Below are 17,456 nucleotides of genomic sequence, written 5' to 3'. Positions count from 1 at the left end.
ATGTTAAGTCTAAAATATAAACTTTCCATCGTAATTGCCGCCTTAGTTATCTTCTGCGCAATGTATGGATGTAAAAAAAATAACAACGATATTACTCCATTACCTGATATCACAATATCGGCAACAACTGTAAGCGAAAAATTTATAGGTGATGTGCTGAGTATAAATCCCACTGTGGCTTATGGTGGGCAGGAAGCCAATTTCACCTACAAGTGGTTTAAAACCGTACAGGCAAGCTCCAGCCTGACGGTTTACAAGCAAATCTCAGATAAGAAAGCCTTGAGCTATACGCTCGACAGTCTGGGCACACTTAACCTAAAGTTTGAAGTGTCCAATACCGTAACTGGTGTGAGCTCCTTCTCGAAGATTTCATTCAACGTGGTCAGCAGGGCTGAGCGAGGTTGGTATTTACTGAAAGCAACCGCAGATGGCAATACAGAGATGGACGCATTTTATACTAATGCTGTTGGAAATCAAAGTGTCACCAATATCATCACAGCAAAAAATGGTGCTCCTATGGCTGGACTGCCAGTAGATATTGGTTTTACAGCTTTTTACACCTGGTATAATCCCATTACCAAATTTTTTGTTAGCAATAATACCTGTCTGATTCCAGTTAGTTCCAAAGAAGTGCTTGCTTATAGAGTAAGAGATGAAAGAATACTCTCCAGTACCGATGGGTTATTCTATGAACCACCTGTGCCTGCTTCCCGTAATTTTCAAGCCCTTGTGTGCGATCCTAACCTGATGGGTATCGTTAACGACGGAGCAGCACAAGGGATGGACCCCAATTCAAGCAGCTTTCTGCCGCAACGTTCAGGGGATTATAGTCTTTCACCATACTTTACACTGGCACCCTATAAATTCAATAACGCCAATGTAGGTTATATCCTGGGCTTCGATAAAAAATCCGCTTCATTCGTAACCCTGCGTTACAAACAGACAGATATCAGCTACTTTCCCGACAGGTTCCTCACTGGCAGCAAGTTTAGCTACCCTTACAATGTTTCTTCAAATAAAATGGGCGCTCAGCTGGTTTTCATGGGGAATACCGATGGTACCCTGGATAGCTTACAGTCGTCCAACGGAAGAGCTTATGGTCTTCTCAAAAAGGACAATAGCAGTGATATGATGCTTGTCGGACTCAACACTGAATTACTTCTTCCCTCAAGATATGGTAACGGTAATTTCAGCCCCATCGCTTTTAAACGTGATCTGTTGAGTTCCAGCTATCCCGATTTGGCCTCGGCCAGTCTCTTTGCAATAAATAAGAATAACCCAATTATTTATTTCGCAAAAGGAAGCAACCTGGGATACTATAACATCGATACCCAGGTCTACAGTTCATCAATGTATAATTTCGGAGGCGAAGAGATCACTTATGTGAAATTTATTGATGCACAATATGATGCCATTACTGCCAACAACTTTAGAAACCTGGTTGTAGCAACTTATCTGAATGGAAAATACAAGGTTTACCGGTTTACCGTACTGGGCACAACATTGACTCAGACAGGAGCCGTTTTCGAAGGTACAGGACGCATTAAGTCCTTGATTTATGCAGTTCCTAACGGAAATAGCACCGCAACCTTCACCTCCCTCTTTCATTCCATGTACCGATATTACTAGTATACAGGCTGAACAAAACGAACTGTTCAGCCTAACCCCACTGTTTACCCTAATAAATATAACAAATGAAAACAAAATTAATTTTACTACTGATTGCAGCACTTCCGATTACGGCGCTTGCCCAACAAGAATATTTCATAACGGGTAAAGTCAAAAACATTACTTACCCTGCCAAGGTCTACCTTTATTATAATATTAATGGTCGGCTGGGCAAAGACTCAGCAGCAGTTGATAATGGTGTTTTTCAGTTGAAGGGAAAAGTAGGTCAGATAACCAGAGCGTTTGTAATTCTTAAGCAAAGGGGAGAGACTTTAAATCAGTCACCTGCACCTGACCAGATAGGCGTCTATCTTGAGAGTGGAAAAATTTCGATACAATCTCCAGATTCTCTTCTTCATGCCAAGATTAGCGGTACGCAACTTAATAAGGATCAGCAAAGCCTGGTTGAGGTACTATCTGCTTTTAGAAAAGAGGAAACCCTGTTGAATACCGCTTATAAAAATGCAGAAGGTAATGATGAATTGCAGGTAAAGTTAAGAAGACAGTTTGATGAACTAGCCTCAAAAAAGGAAGACGCTCAGGTTGCTTTTGTTAAATCCCATGGGAATTCCTTAGTCAGTCTTGATTTGATCAGGTCTAAATATAATCCTAAAACCGATCCGCCGAAATCAAGGATGCTCATCGGATTCTTGAGCAAAGAACTTCAGTCTTCTGCGTTTGCTCAGCGTTTTCTTGAAGCGATAGGAACGATAACCCCGGTTAAAATAGGGTCGCTCGCACCGGATTTCTCTATGAAGAATGCAAATGATGAAATGAAAAGCCTATCTGCATATAAAGGAAAGTATGTGTTGCTTGATTTTTGGGCAAGCTGGTGTGTACCTTGCAGAAAAGAAAATCCAAATGTGGTAAAAGCTTACAACCAATACAAGGATAAGCAATTCACCGTTTTGGGTATTTCAATGGACGGGGGAACTACAACAAAGGAAAACTGGCTTAAAGCGATCAAGGATGATGCTTTGCCTTATGAGCAGCTTTCAGATCTTCTGGGTAACTCAAATGCAGCAGCAATCCTGTACGGGGTAACTGCAATCCCGACAAATTTTCTCATCGATCCTGCCGGAAAAGTGATTGCCATAAACTTAAGGGGAGCCGAGCTGAGTGATAAGCTTGCAGACATTTTTTCAAAGACCAAATAGGGCTTCGGCATACTAATAAATCCATAACAACAGATTAGCAGCAACACACAATAATGAAAAAAATCATAATTATCCTGTTTTCCATTATACCGTTTTTAGCTTTCAGTCAGCAGAAATATGTACTTAAAGGAGAAGTTAAGCCAATTGACGGGCCAGCTGAGGCATGCGTTTATTACAATATTGACGGAAAGGAACACCGGGATAGCGCAAAGATTGAGCAAGGTAAATTCGTTGTTTCAGGTTCAGTACCTTATTCCATAAAAGCAACTCTTTTTGTCCGTCCGGCGGAATTCAGTTATTCCAGAAAGCCTAATCGCCTGGACCAGATTGATATCTATCTGGAAAATGGAACGGTTAAAGTAAGCTCTAAGGGTTTGTTGAAAGATGCTGCAGTCAGTGGAACGCAACTGAATCTTGACCATCAGGAGCTTGTCAGGCTTTTAGAACCATTTCAGATTCAGGAAGCCGCACTGCAGTCTGCCAGAAAATGGTCGGAAATGGTTAAGACTGAAGCGCCCAAAGTGGAAGCTGCTTACAAGGAACTTTCGGGGCGTCAGATTCCTGCACAGGAGCAGTTTATTACCACCCATCCAAACTCATTAGTGGCATTGGAACTGCTTGCCAAAACTGTTGATCCTGCTTATAACCTTCCAAAAGCAAAATCTTACTTTTTTAGGTTTCCAGCAGCTTTGAGAGAATCTGTCGCAGGTAGAAAATATTCGAGGCTTTTTGACATTGTGATCGGGATTCAGGCGCCCGATTTCGCTATTCCCAGCGAAGATGGGAAAATGATTTCCCTCAATTCTTATCGTGGCGGCTATGTACTGGTTGATTTCTGGGCAAGCTGGTGCCTGCCCTGCAGAATGGAAAACCCAAACCTTCGTAAGGTTTATGCAAAATACAAAGACCAAAATTTCAAGGTTCTGGGGATCTCATTAGATGAAGGGGAAAAAGGAAGGTCAAGCTGGGCTAAAGCAATCAGAACGGACTCACTCACATGGGATCAGGGATCTGAACTGAAAGGTTACAAGGGGGTGATTAGTGCCTTGTACAAAGTGGACGCTATACCCGTTAATTTTTTGATAGATCCGTCCGGCAAAATCATTGCAAGGAACCTTCGCGGTCCGGCGCTTGGTGAAATGATGGAAAAACTGTTTCCGGAAGATAAAAACCTGGTAACAAAAAAACTCAATACCAATTAAACAAATAATCATCAGCCATTAAAATCTATATGCCAACACACAAAGGATCTGGATTTAATTATATATTCCTAATTTTCCTCCTAACCCTTTCATTCGCCAGCCGAGCCCAGAAAATGAGCCTTCCTGAAATGGAGTCCAGGCTGAAGCTGGCCATCGAACGCGGGAGAAAAGCCACCGTTTTGATTAGTGATTATGACGGGCAAAACAAAAGAATTACAGGGAACAGGTTTTCGGGAGTAGTTGTGAGTCCGGAAGGGGTAATTCTTACCGTTGCTCATGCCGCATTCCCTAAAAGATTATATCAGGTTACTTTTCCCGATGGACAGAAGTGCCTGGCCAGCGGATTAGGGCGCATTGCGGAAATCGATGCCGCCGTATTGAAAATCATCCAATCTGACAGCTACCCTTTTGCACAAATGGGTACAACTCTAGCATTGACGGTAAATGAACCTTGCCTGAGTATTGGCTACCCTGCGCCGTTAGAGCCTGCTATTTCACTCATACGATTCGGATATGTCGCTGAAGTAGAGAGTAAAGACAGGGCAGGCATGCTCAGAACCACCTGCCTGATGGAACCAGGGGATTCCGGAGGTCCTACTTTTAACCTTGCCGGACAGGTTATCGGATTACGGAGCAGTATACGCAATGCCTTGCAAAGCAATTTTGATGTTCCCGTTGATCTATACCTTAAATACTGGACTCCACTGCTTCAAGCTGTAGATTATCAAAGACTGCCCGCCATTAATCCTGAGGGAAATAAACAGAAAGTTGAGATGGAGACTTCCCCGTTTAATTTTGATCAGATAAATAAAATATTGGGGAAAAGCAACAGCACCTGGAAAGGTACGACCTTTAAAATATACAGCTTGTTAAAGGGGAAAATGACCGCCGCATTTACCACCGCAATTAACCTAAAAGGTACGGGCAGGTATAAAGGTGTCGGACAGGGCTTACTGCTGGGTAAAAGTTCATTGATTGGAAACGATCCTACTGTTGATATTGGTAAAGAAAAGGAAGTTCCGGCAAGAATAGTAGCAAGGGATGAAAAAGCCGATTTAGTGTTGATGGGGGTAGACTATAAGCTAAAAAATGCTATCGCTATCGATTTGAAAAAAACAGTAAAAAAAACAGAAGAATCTTTGGGCGAATTTCTGGTTTCACCTTATGCTGACGGAACATTTTCTTTCAGTGTACTGGGTTCGGAAATATTTAATATGGCAGGCAAGTTAAGGGGCGGTTACCTTGGTGTTTTTACTGAAGAGCAAAATGGAAAGCTGCTGGTGTACGCTGTAAACAAAAGCGCAGCAGGTGATACTCTTATTAAAGTTGGGGATGAACTGCTGAAAGTTGGCAGCACGCCAGTGCACACCAGCGAACAGTTTCTTACACAGACACAAAATGGAAAACCAGGGGGATCCCTTGGCGTTCTGCTTCGCAGGAATGGTGTTGAACAAAATATCGAGGTTAAATTGTCCCAGTATCCACAAAGACCGCTTAATATAGCCGACGACTATCCGGGAGGTAAAAGTGAGCAGCGAGATGGCTTCGGCTTAGTGTTTCTTCACGATGGCAAGATTTTATCTACCAACTGTGGTGGACCGGTATTTAACGCTGATGGAGCATTTATGGGGCTCAATATTGCCCGTTATAGCCGGACAACTAACGTAGTGATTACCCCGGTTGCAATCACACAGTTTCTCTCCTCAGTAGTCAGCAGGATTAATTTTTGAAGGTAAAATAAAGAAGGGGATTTAATACATCTATTAAATCATAATTAACCTTCATAATAGAATTTTAGTAGATAAACAGCCCAAAAAATTGGACTGATTTAGTTCTTACGGAAAAAAAATAACAACAAAAATGAATAAAAAATCTTTAAGCATAATCGTAGCCTTATTCTTTTCATTGTGTGCAGGTTCGCTTCCTGCCCTTGCGCAAAAAACCAACTGGCAAAATTTAGACTTGGCCGCAGATTCGGTATTTGGAATCAGTATGGAAAAGGCATACAAAGAACTGATTAAGGGCAAAAAAGGCATTAAAGTCATAGTAGCGGTGAATGATGGCGGGGTGGAAGCCACACATGAAGATTTAAAAAACATCATGTGGGTCAATAAAAAAGAAATTGTTGGAAACAAAAAAGATGATGACCGCAACGGGTATATCGATGACATTCATGGCTGGAACTTTCTAGGGGGAACGGGCGGCTCGGTTGGAAAAGAAACCCTTGAACTGACCCGTCTGGTGCGCGCAGCATCAGATAGGTTTGGCGATAAAAAAGAAAATGACTTGAACGACGCAGAGAAAAAAGACTGGGCATTGTATATCGAACAAAAGGCAGTACTGGAAGAGAAACTTAAACGGGCCAAACAGAATCTCGCTGGGATAACAAGCTTTAAAAATGCCCTGGACAATACCCTGAAAAAAATTGGTAATGAAAACCCTTCTATACAGGACGTTGAAAAATTTTCTCCCCAGAACCCGACTGAGGAGCGGATCAAAAATGTTTTAATTCAGCAGTTAAAGCGTACTTCGTATGCTGAATTTTATCAAAACCAGATTCTGTCTGGTCTTGAACATTTGGATAATGAAGTGAAATATCAGCTTAATACTGCTTTCGATCCGAGATCAGTCGTTGGGGATGATCCTAAAAATTTCAAGGAAAAATTTTATGGAAACAGTGATGTTGCCGGACCGGATGCTATGCATGGTACACATGTCGCCGGCATCATTGCAGCTGACAGGTCAAATAAAATTGGTATTTCCGGAGTAGCAGACCAGGTTTTGATTATGGCTGTGCGCTGTGTTCCTGATGGGGACGAACGTGATAAAGATGTTGCAAATTCCATCCGCTATGCTGTGGATAACGGCGCCAGGGTAATCAATATGAGTTTTGGGAAATCCTATTCCGCTGAGCCGGAATTGGTAAGGGAGGCAATTAAGTATGCCGCATCCAAAGATGTACTGATGGTTCAGGCCGCAGGCAATGAAAATAAGGATATAGACCTGGAGGATAATTTTCCAAACCGTAAAGGTGTTGCTCAAAAAACAATAGATTGCTGGATCACAGTAGGGGCATCCTCGTTAAAAGATGATAAGAGCCTAAAGGCAGGTTTTTCCAATTTCGGTAAATCCCAGGTTGATGTTTTCGCACCCGGTGTTCAGATTAATTCGACCGTTCCAGGCTCACAATACAAAAAACTCGATGGAACTAGTATGGCGGCGCCTGTTGTGGCAGGTCTTGCGGGGGAATTAAGATCCCTTTATCCAAGGTTCAGTGCTGCGGAAATCAAGAGAATTATTTTACAGTCCGTAGTTAAGGTAGAGCATGAGGTTGAGTTTAGAAAAGGAAATGAGCTTGTTTCAGTTCCATTTTCTGAACTCTGCGTAAGCGGAGGTGTTGTAAATGCATATAAAGCTTTTCAGCTTGCTGAAAAATCTAAAGAATAAACTGCAATTATAGCTATAACAGCAATGAAGTATAAAGAAAAATTAAGTTTGATTAAATAGTTAGTGATGACGGTAATGCAGGTTGATGGATGTCGCCTGCATCTACTCTTTAAGAACAACTAATAGGCATTCTTTAGAATAAGAATAAACATTAATAAAATAAAATAGATTAAAATGAAAAAAAACAACGCTCTTAAACAATCAAAAATGCTAATCACAATAATCCTTGTGTTGGTAATTTCAACTTATTCTTGTAAGAAAGACGAACATAAATCTTTTGATGTAGTTGCCAAATCGGCGCTTTCCGTCAAGATTAACCCTACCGCAGTAAAGGGGTTATCATTTTCTGAATATAGGTTTGTGGATAGTCTATTAAAACTTTCCCTTCACCAAAAGGCTATAGCCGCTTTAAATACTTATGCTTTGGAGAAGGGGATTTTCAGCGCTGGACTGCCGAAAATCAATAGACTAATGTCAGATAACACTTTTACTGAGGATTACAGTTTACCGGGGTTTTATTATGGTATGGTTGAAGTCTCTGGGTTTGGATTTTATGGCTGGGGTGGTCCGGCCGGATATCCTGCCGGTTATGAAACCGATTACTCTACCTCCATCTCTGTGGGCAGTCAGGCAGTTTATCCTGAATTACCGTATTTTAAAGCTCGAGTTGAATATGCTGGCTATTTGGCGGGCAGGAATTTGAATGTCAACGTTGTAGTGCCCTATAAATATGCGTTAACTTTTCCCAATCAATTTTCTGCCCGTTACAAGTTTGAGAAGGATCTTAATGTAGCTCCCCGTATCGAGATATCCGGAAGTATCGGACAAATTACCCATCTTGAAAATGATTTTTTGATCAATAATTCGACTTCAGGAATCGCGACCGCTACCATTTGGATTACTGATCAGGAAATCAGGAGTGCACTGGTGGATGATGATGGTAAAACCGAATTTACTTCCAGTGCCAATTTGATGGAAGGGCTTCAGATCGGACAGACTAATTCGCGTGGATTCAAAATAACCAGGAAATTTTTGAGCCAGAGTCACTTTAGATATTCCAGTGAATACACTTTTTACGGACAGGATACTGGATTCGCAGGAAGTTTGGCAACCTATCAAAATAATAGAAATCATGGTGTTTATATGAATTTTAATAGTCCTGTAGTCGGGGCAGCAAATGAACGGTTTATATATGAAGGAATCATTTCACAATAATCAAGTTTTTGTTATGGTTATGAAAAAAAATCTGCTTAACCTGCTTTTCTGCCTGATCAGCGCCTCAGCGTTTGCTCAGTCAGGCATCAGGAAGGAAAACTTTCCGACTGGAGTTCATCAGTTTCATTACATCTCGATGCTTTTCTCGGGCGATGAGGTGGGCAAGTCCGGCTGGGATAAACCAAACGTCATGAGAAATGATGCAAGGTTTGAATTTATTAACAATGATGAGATTCATAGGCTGGGTAAAGCACCTTCCGACACTCAGTTTCTAACCAGGGTGGGACCGGACAGGTTTACCGGAAACACACCGCCGAGTAGTCAATTGCTCGATTTCAGGCTTGTTGGCATATTCAATTACAGCCACATGCCTAATAATATGTTTTATCTTTTTTATTATTCTGCGAAACGGGATGCCCTGATGGAGCAGATCCATGATTATGAAGTTGGGCGGATTATGAGCATCTCCCTATACCTCAACCGGGACAACAACCCTTTCAAAAACCATCAGAAATATTTTAAAATGCTTCCCAGTAACAACACCTATTATTACAACGTTACCCCTAAAGCTATCGACTCAATGAAAAAATCTAAAAAAATAAACCCTGGCATTTCTTCGCCAAAAAGCTGAGGTTTCTAAATCTTTACGATAAAAGCCTGCTGATGAATATTGCCCACCTTTGAGCTGGTTGGTTTTAGGATTTTATTTAGGTTAGTCACGAAAATCAAAGCAGGGTTAGCCCTGCTTTGATTTTATGAGATTGCCGGCTCATACTTAAAAAAACGGGACATGAAAAGCTGTTTTAGTCTGTCTCAAAGGCCTGCCTGTTGAATTTGGGTTAGCGAAAGGCTTTAAAACCATCTTTCTGGCAACGATTGCATACTTTTTATCGCGATACTATTTGCTTATCACCAACCAGATTTTTACCTTGTTTAAAGCCAAATAGATCAGCACCCATCATGTTCAGAACATCCGTTCAATATCTTGCGATATTATTTTTTGCCTTTGCAAGCGTTTTGGTAAAAGCTCAGCTCAAGGCTACTGTTCAGCATTATTCCACCGAGAACGGCCTTTCACATAACCGGATCATGTGCATGCTTCGGGATCAACAGGGCTTCATGTGGTTTGGAAGTTGGGATGGACTCAACCGATTCGACGGAAATAATTTTGTAGTATACAAATCACGTCCCGGAGATAGCTCCAGCCTTGGCAGCAGCAGAATTGAAACAATGGTAGAGGACCGTGCCGGTAACATTTGGCTCAGGTCTTATGACAACAGAATTTATCGCTTCAGCAGAAAAACCAACCAGTTTTTACCCATAATGTTTAAAAGTGTCAGCAAAACCGCCACAGTGCCGGTTTTTGATAAAATAATTCGAACAAAGCATGGAGCTATTTTAATTACGACGCTTAATAGTGGAATTTTTATCTTTCAGGATCCTGGCGCAGTTCATCCAGGCTACACCCATTTTTCTAAAGAATCCAGGGGCAGTAGTCATATCCGGTCGAATACCATTAATATGGTTTATGAAGATAAGGACTTCAGAATCTGGTTACTGACTAAGGCAGGTCTTTCCTGCTTGACCCGTTATCGGGGAGCCTACAGACTTTTCGATATTGGAAGTCAGTACAGAGCGGACCGCGACTACAGCTGTATTGATGATGACCATCGCGAGGTGAGTATCGGTACTTCAAATGGTGAAGTCATAACTTTTGATAAGCACACAGGGAAATTTAGCATTAATAAAGTCTCCGCACACCAGCTGACAGCCATTTTTTACGCAAAAGATAGGCAAAATTTGTATGCTACAACCGCTAATGCCGGACTATTGACCATTGGACAGGATAAGCGGGTTAAAAGTGAACATGTCATGAAGCAGGCAGGAATCTTTTATAGCATATATCAGGACAGGCGCGGTTTTCTGTGGTTACATGCAAAAAATTTTGGGGCAGTACGATACAGCCCGACCACAGGAAAATTCCAGTCTTTTTATCAGCGCGTGGATGCTTATTATGAACACACCTCTAATTTTTTTAAAGTATTCGAAGATGCTCAGGGCCTGGTATGGGTCAGCATGAGGCAGGGTGGATTCGGCTATTATGATGAACATAATGAAAAAATAGCCTACTTCTATAATGAACCCGGTAGAGAAAAAAGTCTTTTTTCAAATGTGACTATACTTTCCTACTTGGACCCTCTGGGCAATTTGTGGATTCATACAGATGATAAGGGTTTGAATAAAATCATGTTTTCAGGCGCTAACTTTCATGTACGACGGGTTGTTGAAACTACAGACAACCGTTCTGATAATGAAATCCGGGGTATTTTCAATGATAGTAAAAATCGGCTATGGCTCGCTTCAAAATCCGGAAAGGTGTATACTGTTGAAAATGGAAAAAAACTCGGAATTACTTTTGAGAACGAACCCGCTCAGGGGATAGGCATCGTCTACTGTATCACGCAGGATAAACAGGGAAGACTGTGGTTAGGTACAAGATCAAATGGCTTATACCGGGCAGACCCGCTGGATTCCGCTCAGCGCCGTTACAGGCTTCAGCATTTTCTTAATAACGAAAAAGATAAGTATACCTTGAGCAATAACAGTATTTATGCTATTCAGATAGACCACCGGGATAGGGTATGGGTAGGAACTTTCGGAGGAGGAATAAATCTTGTCAGGGAAGAAAATGGGATGGTGACTTTCTTAAACAGAAACAACGCCATGGCGACCCTGCCGCAGCGTAGTTTTTTAAAAGTTCGTTACTTGCGGGAGGATGTCAATAAAAACATATGGATCGGTACAACAGACGGCCTGATGGTTTTGTCCCTTGCGCGCTCAGGCAATACCCTGATGGGTTACAAGTGTTTTACTAAAGTACCGGGTGACAGCCTGAGCCTCGGAAAAAACGATATCCAGTATATTTTTCGCGACTCAAAAGATGTGATGTGGCTCGCTACCTCAGGCGGAGGACTCAACAGGGCGTCGGGAGGAAACCCTTTGAGAATGCTGCGTTTTAGATCTTATACCATGGACAACGGTTTTCCAAGTGATTACGTATTTGGTTGCACCGAAGATAATTCCCGTTTGCTATGGCTCTCCACTGAAAATGGACTCTCCAGATTCAACCCTCAAACCGGAAAGGTGATTAACTTTGATTATTATAACGGCCTTCCAAAATCCGGGTTTTCCGAAGCTTCCTGTTTAAAACTTCCCTCAGGAGATATGGTCTTCGGTTCCCTGTGCGGGTATGTGTTATTTGCGCCTGGTCAGATTACCAGTAAAAAAAAAGCAATAAACATGGTGCTCACTAAACTACTGATTAATAATGCTGAAGTAAGAGAAAATAATAAAAATGAAATACTGAAAGAAGATATTAATCAAATTGCTCAACTTAAGCTGGAACATGATCAAAATACAGTCAGTATAGATTACTGCCTGCTGGATTACCGGCCAAATAACAGGCAGGCCTATGAATACCGTCTGATCGGATTTGACAATGGATGGCGCGATAATAAGGGTGAACGACGGGCAACCTACACCAACTTACCACACGGGAGATATACATTCCAGGTCAGGGCAGTCAATACCGGTGATTACCTTAATACCCCGTTTAAAAGTCTGGTCATCACTATTCTGCCCCCTTTTTATCTGACCTGGTGGGCTTATCTGATTTATATACTTTTGTCCATAGTGCTCATCTGGAGCATCCGACGGGTCGTGCTCACATTATTATCCTTAAGACAGCGGGTGGTTGTTGGACAAAAAATGGCAGATTTAAAAGTGAATTTTTTTACAAAAATCTCTCACGAACTTCGTACCCCGCTAACATTGATTATAAATCCTGTTGAAGAAATCAAAAAAGATCAGCAATTGTCCTATCCTGTGCGTCAGCACCTGGATATCGTCAGTAGAAATGCCAAAAGGCTACTCAAATTTATTAACCAGCTTTTGGAACATAACAAAATTGAGAGTGGAAATGGGCGTCTGCTAATTTCACAATTCCTTATTCTGGGTTTTATCAGAAATATCTGCGCGTATTTTAACGATGTTGCCAGGGAAAAAAATATCACGCTGAGTATGGATGATACAAGTCAGGATTTTTTGGTATGGCTAGACTCCGAGAAAATTGACGTCATTCTTTATAACGTCTTATCGAATGCTTTCAAGTTCAGCAGGCCGGACACGACAATCGGAATTCTGGTATCCCAATGTTTTGAACACAAAACGTTTAGAATTGAAATTTTTGATCAGGCCGGAGGAGTTGAGGAAAGCAGGCTGTCCGATATTTTCGAATTGTATTATGTCGGTGAGCAGAATTCCCAAAATCAACTAAGCGGAACCGGAATTGGATTAGCATTATCCCGCGAAATGACTGAATTGCATCGTGGACATATTTTTGCCCGCAATAATGACCGCCATGGACTCACGGTGGTTATTGAACTTCCGCTTGGAAAGGATTACCTGAATGCAGTTGGTATTTCTTACACTGACCTAAAAGATACTGGCATGTCAAGTTCTCCGATTGAGACCACTGTTTTAGAGGAGGTAGTGCAGAAAAGCAAACCCCCTCTTGTTGATGCACCTTTACTGCTGCTCGTGGAGGATAACAGTGATTTGCGCACCTTCTTAAACCTTCAGTTAAGCCAACATTATCGGGTAGAGGTCGCAGATAATGGTCAGACCGGGTTAAATATGGCCAGAAAACTAATGCCAGATCTGATTTTGAGCGATGTTATGATGCCGGAAATGGATGGTATAGAAATGCTGGAAGAAATTAAAAATAATAACCTGACCAGTCACATACCGGTAATACTGCTGACCGCGAGATCAGCTGTCGAGCATCAGCTGGAGGGGTTGAGATATGGTGCCGATTACTACGTTACCAAGCCTTTTCAAAATGAATTTCTATTGGCCTGCATCACTAATCTGATCAATCAAAGAAAAAAAATTACAGACAAGCTGATTCAGGGAAAAAAAACACGCATACCCGGGCCCAATGAAATTGTGATTACCCATACTGATGAATTATTCCTGAAAAAGATTATCCTGTTTCTTGAGGAGCGGATGATGGAGGCAGACTTTAATATTGATGATATTGCAGAATTAATGAACATGGGACGTTCTACATTTTACAAAAAGCTCAAAAGCCTGACCACACTCACCCCGGTAGAGTTCGTCTCAGAGATTCGCATCAAGCGTGCAAAGCAATACCTCGATTCAGGTGAGTATAACATCTCAGAGATCGCTTATATGGTTGGTTTTAAAAATGCAAAGTATTTCAGTACCTGTTTCAAAGAACACCTGCACCTCACACCCTCAGATTACCTGAAACTAAAGGCTAAAGCCTCAGGATAGCGTTTTGGGTTTGGTTTTTAACAATTTTTATACCATTTATACCAATTTTTGAACCGCTTTTTTTTGCTTAGATCATAAGTTTGTTTTTAAAGTTTGGGTTGAATAACCCAGTCGATAACCAAATATTTAATAACACAATTTATGAGAAAAGTTTTACAGCAATTCCTGCTGATGCTTTTTGTCAGCTCCGTATGTGCGCAGACACGTACCGTTACTGGCAAGGTAACAGATGAAAGCGGGGAAAATCTTCCAGGGGTAAGTATTAAACTAAAAGGAACAACAATCGGTACCGTTACTTCCAATGATGGTACCTATCGCATCGGACTTCCACAGGGCCAAGCCCTACTGGTCTACACATCAGTGGGATATAAGGTGAAAGAAATTTCAGTTGGTGAGCGCACCGTACTGGATGTCAGACTTGAACAGGATAGTAAGGTTCTGGATGAAGTGGTTGCCATAGGTTACCAGACGGTGAAACGCAGGGACCTAACAGGCGCGGTATCTTCAGTTTCGGCAAAAGACCTTCGGGACAACCCGACCCTGTCGGCAGCAGAAGCATTGCAAGGGAAACTCGCAGGCGTTCAGGTGACCGTTTCAGAAGGCGCCCCAGGCGCGCAGGCGGATATTTACATTCGCGGGAGAACGTCCATAACCCAGAGCGGTTCGCCGCTGTACATCGTAGATGGAGTGCAGGTGGACAATGCAATAAATGTACTTTCCCCGCAGGATATCGAGTCCATCGATGTTTTGAAGGATGCCGCATCAACGTCCATCTATGGGGCAAGGGGGTCGAACGGGGTCGTTATCATAACGACCAAAGGTGGAAAGGACACACAGGGAAAAACCACGATCAATTATAATAATTCCCTGGCCATACAACAGCTGCCGAAAGAACTGGAGGTCATGAGTCCATATGAATTTGTGGAATTTCAGTATGAACGCGCCAAGATTACCGGGGACACGACCGTTTTATCCCGTTACTATAAGACTGGCAATCCTTACAGCGTGGTAACTGCCATAAAGAATGTGGAAGCTATAAACTGGCAGGATAAATTGTTTGGCAGAAATGCATTTATGCAAACCCACAATTTCAGTGTGAGTGGTGGAACCAAGCAGACCCAGTATAATCTGAGTGCAACTTACAATAACCAGGATGGCATACTGATGTATACCAAATACACAAGGGGGCTGATCAATTTCAGGTTCGACCACCAGGCAACCTCGAAAATGAAGATTGGTTTCAATGTCCGTTATAATAACAATCGTCTGGATGGACAGGGTACTTCCGATGTAGGTGGAGCTTCAAGTAACAATCTTCGGCAGATTGTTCGTTACCAGCCGCTCTTGCTACCTGGTCAGGAGGAAGATTATTACGATGTCAACCAGGCGAATGCTACCGCGGGCAATGGACTCTCGTTGATAAATCCATTAAAAGAACTCCAGAACCAGTACCGCAGGAAATCCAATAATGTACTGAACCTGAATGCTAATGTTAGCTATCAGCTGAGTAAAAAAATTGTTTTTAAATCAATTGCCGCTATTGATTTCAATAATAACACCAACCGGTCATTTGATGATACAGTAACCTATAATTCCCGTACCACTGGTGGTAAACAACCCTTATTGTTGCTTGCCACGGCCAATACCCGTACGATAAACAATTCAAACACGCTAAACTATGACAACTCAGCGATTTTGGGCTCAAAACACGCGGTAAATATTTTAATTGGCCAGGAACTTTATCAGACTTATCAAACTACAAGCTTGCTTGACTTGCGCAATTTTCCTGTTGGTACCACCCCTGATCAGGCCTTTGCAAATTATAGCCTGGCCCAGACTGTGATACCGCCAACAGTAAGCGAAGTTCCGATCAACAACCTTTCGTTTTTCTCCAGGATAAGTTACAACTACCAGCAACGGTACTTTGCAACATTCAACCTCCGGGCCGACGGCAGTTCAATTTTTGGACCTGAACACCGTTGGGGTTATTTTCCATCAGGATCATTGGCCTGGAGGATCTCGGAAGAAAATTTTCTCAAAAACCAGACATTAATTTCTGAACTGAAACTTAGATTAAGCTACGGTTCGATCGGTAATAACCGCATCACCCCTTATTCATACGGTAATTTTTTTGCCGCCGGGCGTTCCTATTTTCTTAATGACCTTTTTACATTTGGTTCCTCTACCACGGGTTTGGGCAACCCTAACCTGCAATGGGAATCCCAGATATCCAGAAATATCGGATTGGACGCTTCCTTTTTTAAAGGGCGGTTATCGCTGACTTTAGACGCTTACAGGAATACGACCAGCCAGCTGCTCATCAATAATGTTATCCCTGCCAATTCTGGTTATGGCAGTCAGTTCCAAAACGTAGGAGCAACACAAAATACAGGATTGGAACTACAGATCAACGGAACAATACTGCAGCAAAAATCTTTCAAGTGGAGTGTTAACTTCAATATTTCCACCAATAAAAATATTATTAAAAGCCTAGGTGCCCAGCAACAGTTTCTGTCCAACTCCGGTTATTTCAATACCTCTCAACAACCCGCAGACTTCCTGGTAAAAGTAGGTGAGGAGGTAGGAACATTCTGGGGATTAAAAAATGACGGATATTATAAAGTTTCTGACTTTAATGCTGTTCCATACACCAACCCGGCTTATCCATGGGCAACAACAAGATACACGCTAAAACCAGGGGTTCCGGTTTCAGCAATCAGCTCATCGACCATACAGCCGGGAACGCAAAAATTTGTCGACATCAATGGTGACGGGCTGATCAATACCGCTGATTACACCGTACTGGGACATGCCCTGCCAAGGGTGATTGGGGGATTTGGCCAGCAATTTAGCTGGAAAAACTTTGATGCATCAATCTTTTTAAATTATTCTATTGGGGGAAAGGTTGCCAATTACAATAAACTGGAGTTTACCAGCAGTTATACCAATGGAGCCAATTTACTGAGCAGCTTCAATGACCGCTATCGCACTGTCGATCCTAACACGGGCGTTCAGTTGCAAGGGGTGCCAAGTGCTGCCATCGGGGTAATCGGTGCATCACCCGAAATTTTGAATGCTTTAAACGCAAATGCACAATACTGGATCCCCGTACAGGGTATTGAGTGGAGTAACAGCCAGTCCTTTGCAATAGAAAATGGTTCTTTTTTAAGAATAAACAACCTGACCCTGGGTTATACCCTGCCGAGCGCGTTAAGTTCTAAGCTGCGCATAGCAAGTTTCAGGGTATTCGTTACCGGAAATAATCTGGGTACCATTACCGGATATTCAGGATATGACCCTGATGTGAGTACCAGGCGGTCGACACCTATCACTGCCGGTGTGGATTACTCTGCTTATCCAAAATCACGCGTATATGTTGCAGGTGTAAATGTTACATTTTAATACTTTA

9 protein-coding genes are annotated in these 17,456 nt (G+C 42.1%); all 9 read left to right on the top strand.

The genetic code is table 11. The features are described from left to right. The 9 genes from U859_RS0128030 to U859_RS0127990 all read left to right on the top strand — a co-directional run bounded on the left by U859_RS0128030 (position 1) and on the right by U859_RS0127990 (position 17,449). A complete protein-coding gene (locus U859_RS0128030; protein ID WP_025146534.1) occupies positions 1-1,629 on the top strand; it encodes a PKD-like family lipoprotein in 1,629 nt (542 codons plus the stop codon). 65 nt (positions 1,630-1,694) lie between these two features. Next, a complete protein-coding gene (locus U859_RS0128025) occupies positions 1,695-2,825 on the top strand; it encodes a TlpA disulfide reductase family protein (RefSeq protein ID WP_025146533.1) in 1,131 nt (376 codons plus the stop codon). Positions 2,826-2,878: 53 nt separating this feature from the next. Continuing rightward, complete coding sequence (locus tag U859_RS0128020; protein ID WP_025146532.1) at positions 2,879-4,027, top strand: TlpA disulfide reductase family protein; 1,149 nt, start codon at positions 2,879-2,881, stop codon at positions 4,025-4,027. Positions 4,028-4,140: 113 nt separating this feature from the next. Further along, positions 4,141-5,757, top strand: a complete 1,617-nt coding sequence (locus U859_RS0128015; RefSeq protein WP_025146531.1) for a trypsin-like peptidase domain-containing protein — start codon at positions 4,141-4,143, stop codon at positions 5,755-5,757. 130 nt (positions 5,758-5,887) lie between these two features. Beyond that, complete coding sequence (locus tag U859_RS0128010; protein ID WP_025146530.1) at positions 5,888-7,474, top strand: S8 family peptidase; 1,587 nt, start codon at positions 5,888-5,890, stop codon at positions 7,472-7,474. A gap of 174 nt (positions 7,475-7,648) precedes the next feature. Further along, complete coding sequence (locus U859_RS0128005; protein ID WP_025146529.1) at positions 7,649-8,689, top strand: hypothetical protein; 1,041 nt, start codon at positions 7,649-7,651, stop codon at positions 8,687-8,689. A 19-nt stretch (positions 8,690-8,708) separates the two neighbouring features. Beyond that, the gene (locus U859_RS0128000; RefSeq protein WP_162800070.1) at positions 8,709-9,320 is read left to right on the top strand and encodes a hypothetical protein; all 612 of its coding nucleotides are present in this window, start codon (positions 8,709-8,711) and stop codon (positions 9,318-9,320) included. 329 nt (positions 9,321-9,649) lie between these two features. Next, the gene (locus U859_RS0127995) at positions 9,650-14,047 is read left to right on the top strand and encodes a hybrid sensor histidine kinase/response regulator transcription factor (RefSeq protein ID WP_025146527.1); all 4,398 of its coding nucleotides are present in this window, start codon (positions 9,650-9,652) and stop codon (positions 14,045-14,047) included. Between the two features lie 141 nt (positions 14,048-14,188). Further along, positions 14,189-17,449 (top strand): SusC/RagA family TonB-linked outer membrane protein, encoded by a 3,261-nt coding sequence (locus U859_RS0127990; protein ID WP_025146526.1) that lies wholly within the window; start codon positions 14,189-14,191, stop codon positions 17,447-17,449. Positions 17,450-17,456: the final 7 nt, after the last annotated feature.

Source organism: Pedobacter jeongneungensis, assembly GCF_000633455.1.
GTDB classification, from domain to species: domain Bacteria; phylum Bacteroidota; class Bacteroidia; order Sphingobacteriales; family Sphingobacteriaceae; genus Pedobacter; species Pedobacter jeongneungensis_A.
This window is presented reverse-complemented; position numbering and strand designations above follow the sequence as displayed.

Excerpts from the sequence above, each read along its gene's own strand:
- U859_RS0127990 (WP_025146526.1), top strand. The coding sequence starts at position 14,189 with ATGAGAAAAGTTTTACAGCAATTCCTGCTGATGCTTTTTGTCAGCTCC.
- U859_RS0128010 (WP_025146530.1), top strand. The coding sequence starts at position 5,888 with ATGAATAAAAAATCTTTAAGCATAATCGTAGCCTTATTCTTTTCATTG.
- U859_RS0128005 (WP_025146529.1), top strand. The coding sequence starts at position 7,649 with ATGAAAAAAAACAACGCTCTTAAACAATCAAAAATGCTAATCACAATA.
- U859_RS0127995 (WP_025146527.1), top strand. The coding sequence starts at position 9,650 with ATGTTCAGAACATCCGTTCAATATCTTGCGATATTATTTTTTGCCTTT.
- U859_RS0128020 (WP_025146532.1), top strand. The coding sequence starts at position 2,879 with ATGAAAAAAATCATAATTATCCTGTTTTCCATTATACCGTTTTTAGCT.
- U859_RS0128000 (WP_162800070.1), top strand. The coding sequence starts at position 8,709 with ATGAAAAAAAATCTGCTTAACCTGCTTTTCTGCCTGATCAGCGCCTCA.
- U859_RS0128015 (WP_025146531.1), top strand. The coding sequence starts at position 4,141 with ATGAGCCTTCCTGAAATGGAGTCCAGGCTGAAGCTGGCCATCGAACGC.
- U859_RS0128025 (WP_025146533.1), top strand. The coding sequence starts at position 1,695 with ATGAAAACAAAATTAATTTTACTACTGATTGCAGCACTTCCGATTACG.
- U859_RS0128030 (WP_025146534.1), top strand. The coding sequence starts at position 1 with ATGTTAAGTCTAAAATATAAACTTTCCATCGTAATTGCCGCCTTAGTT.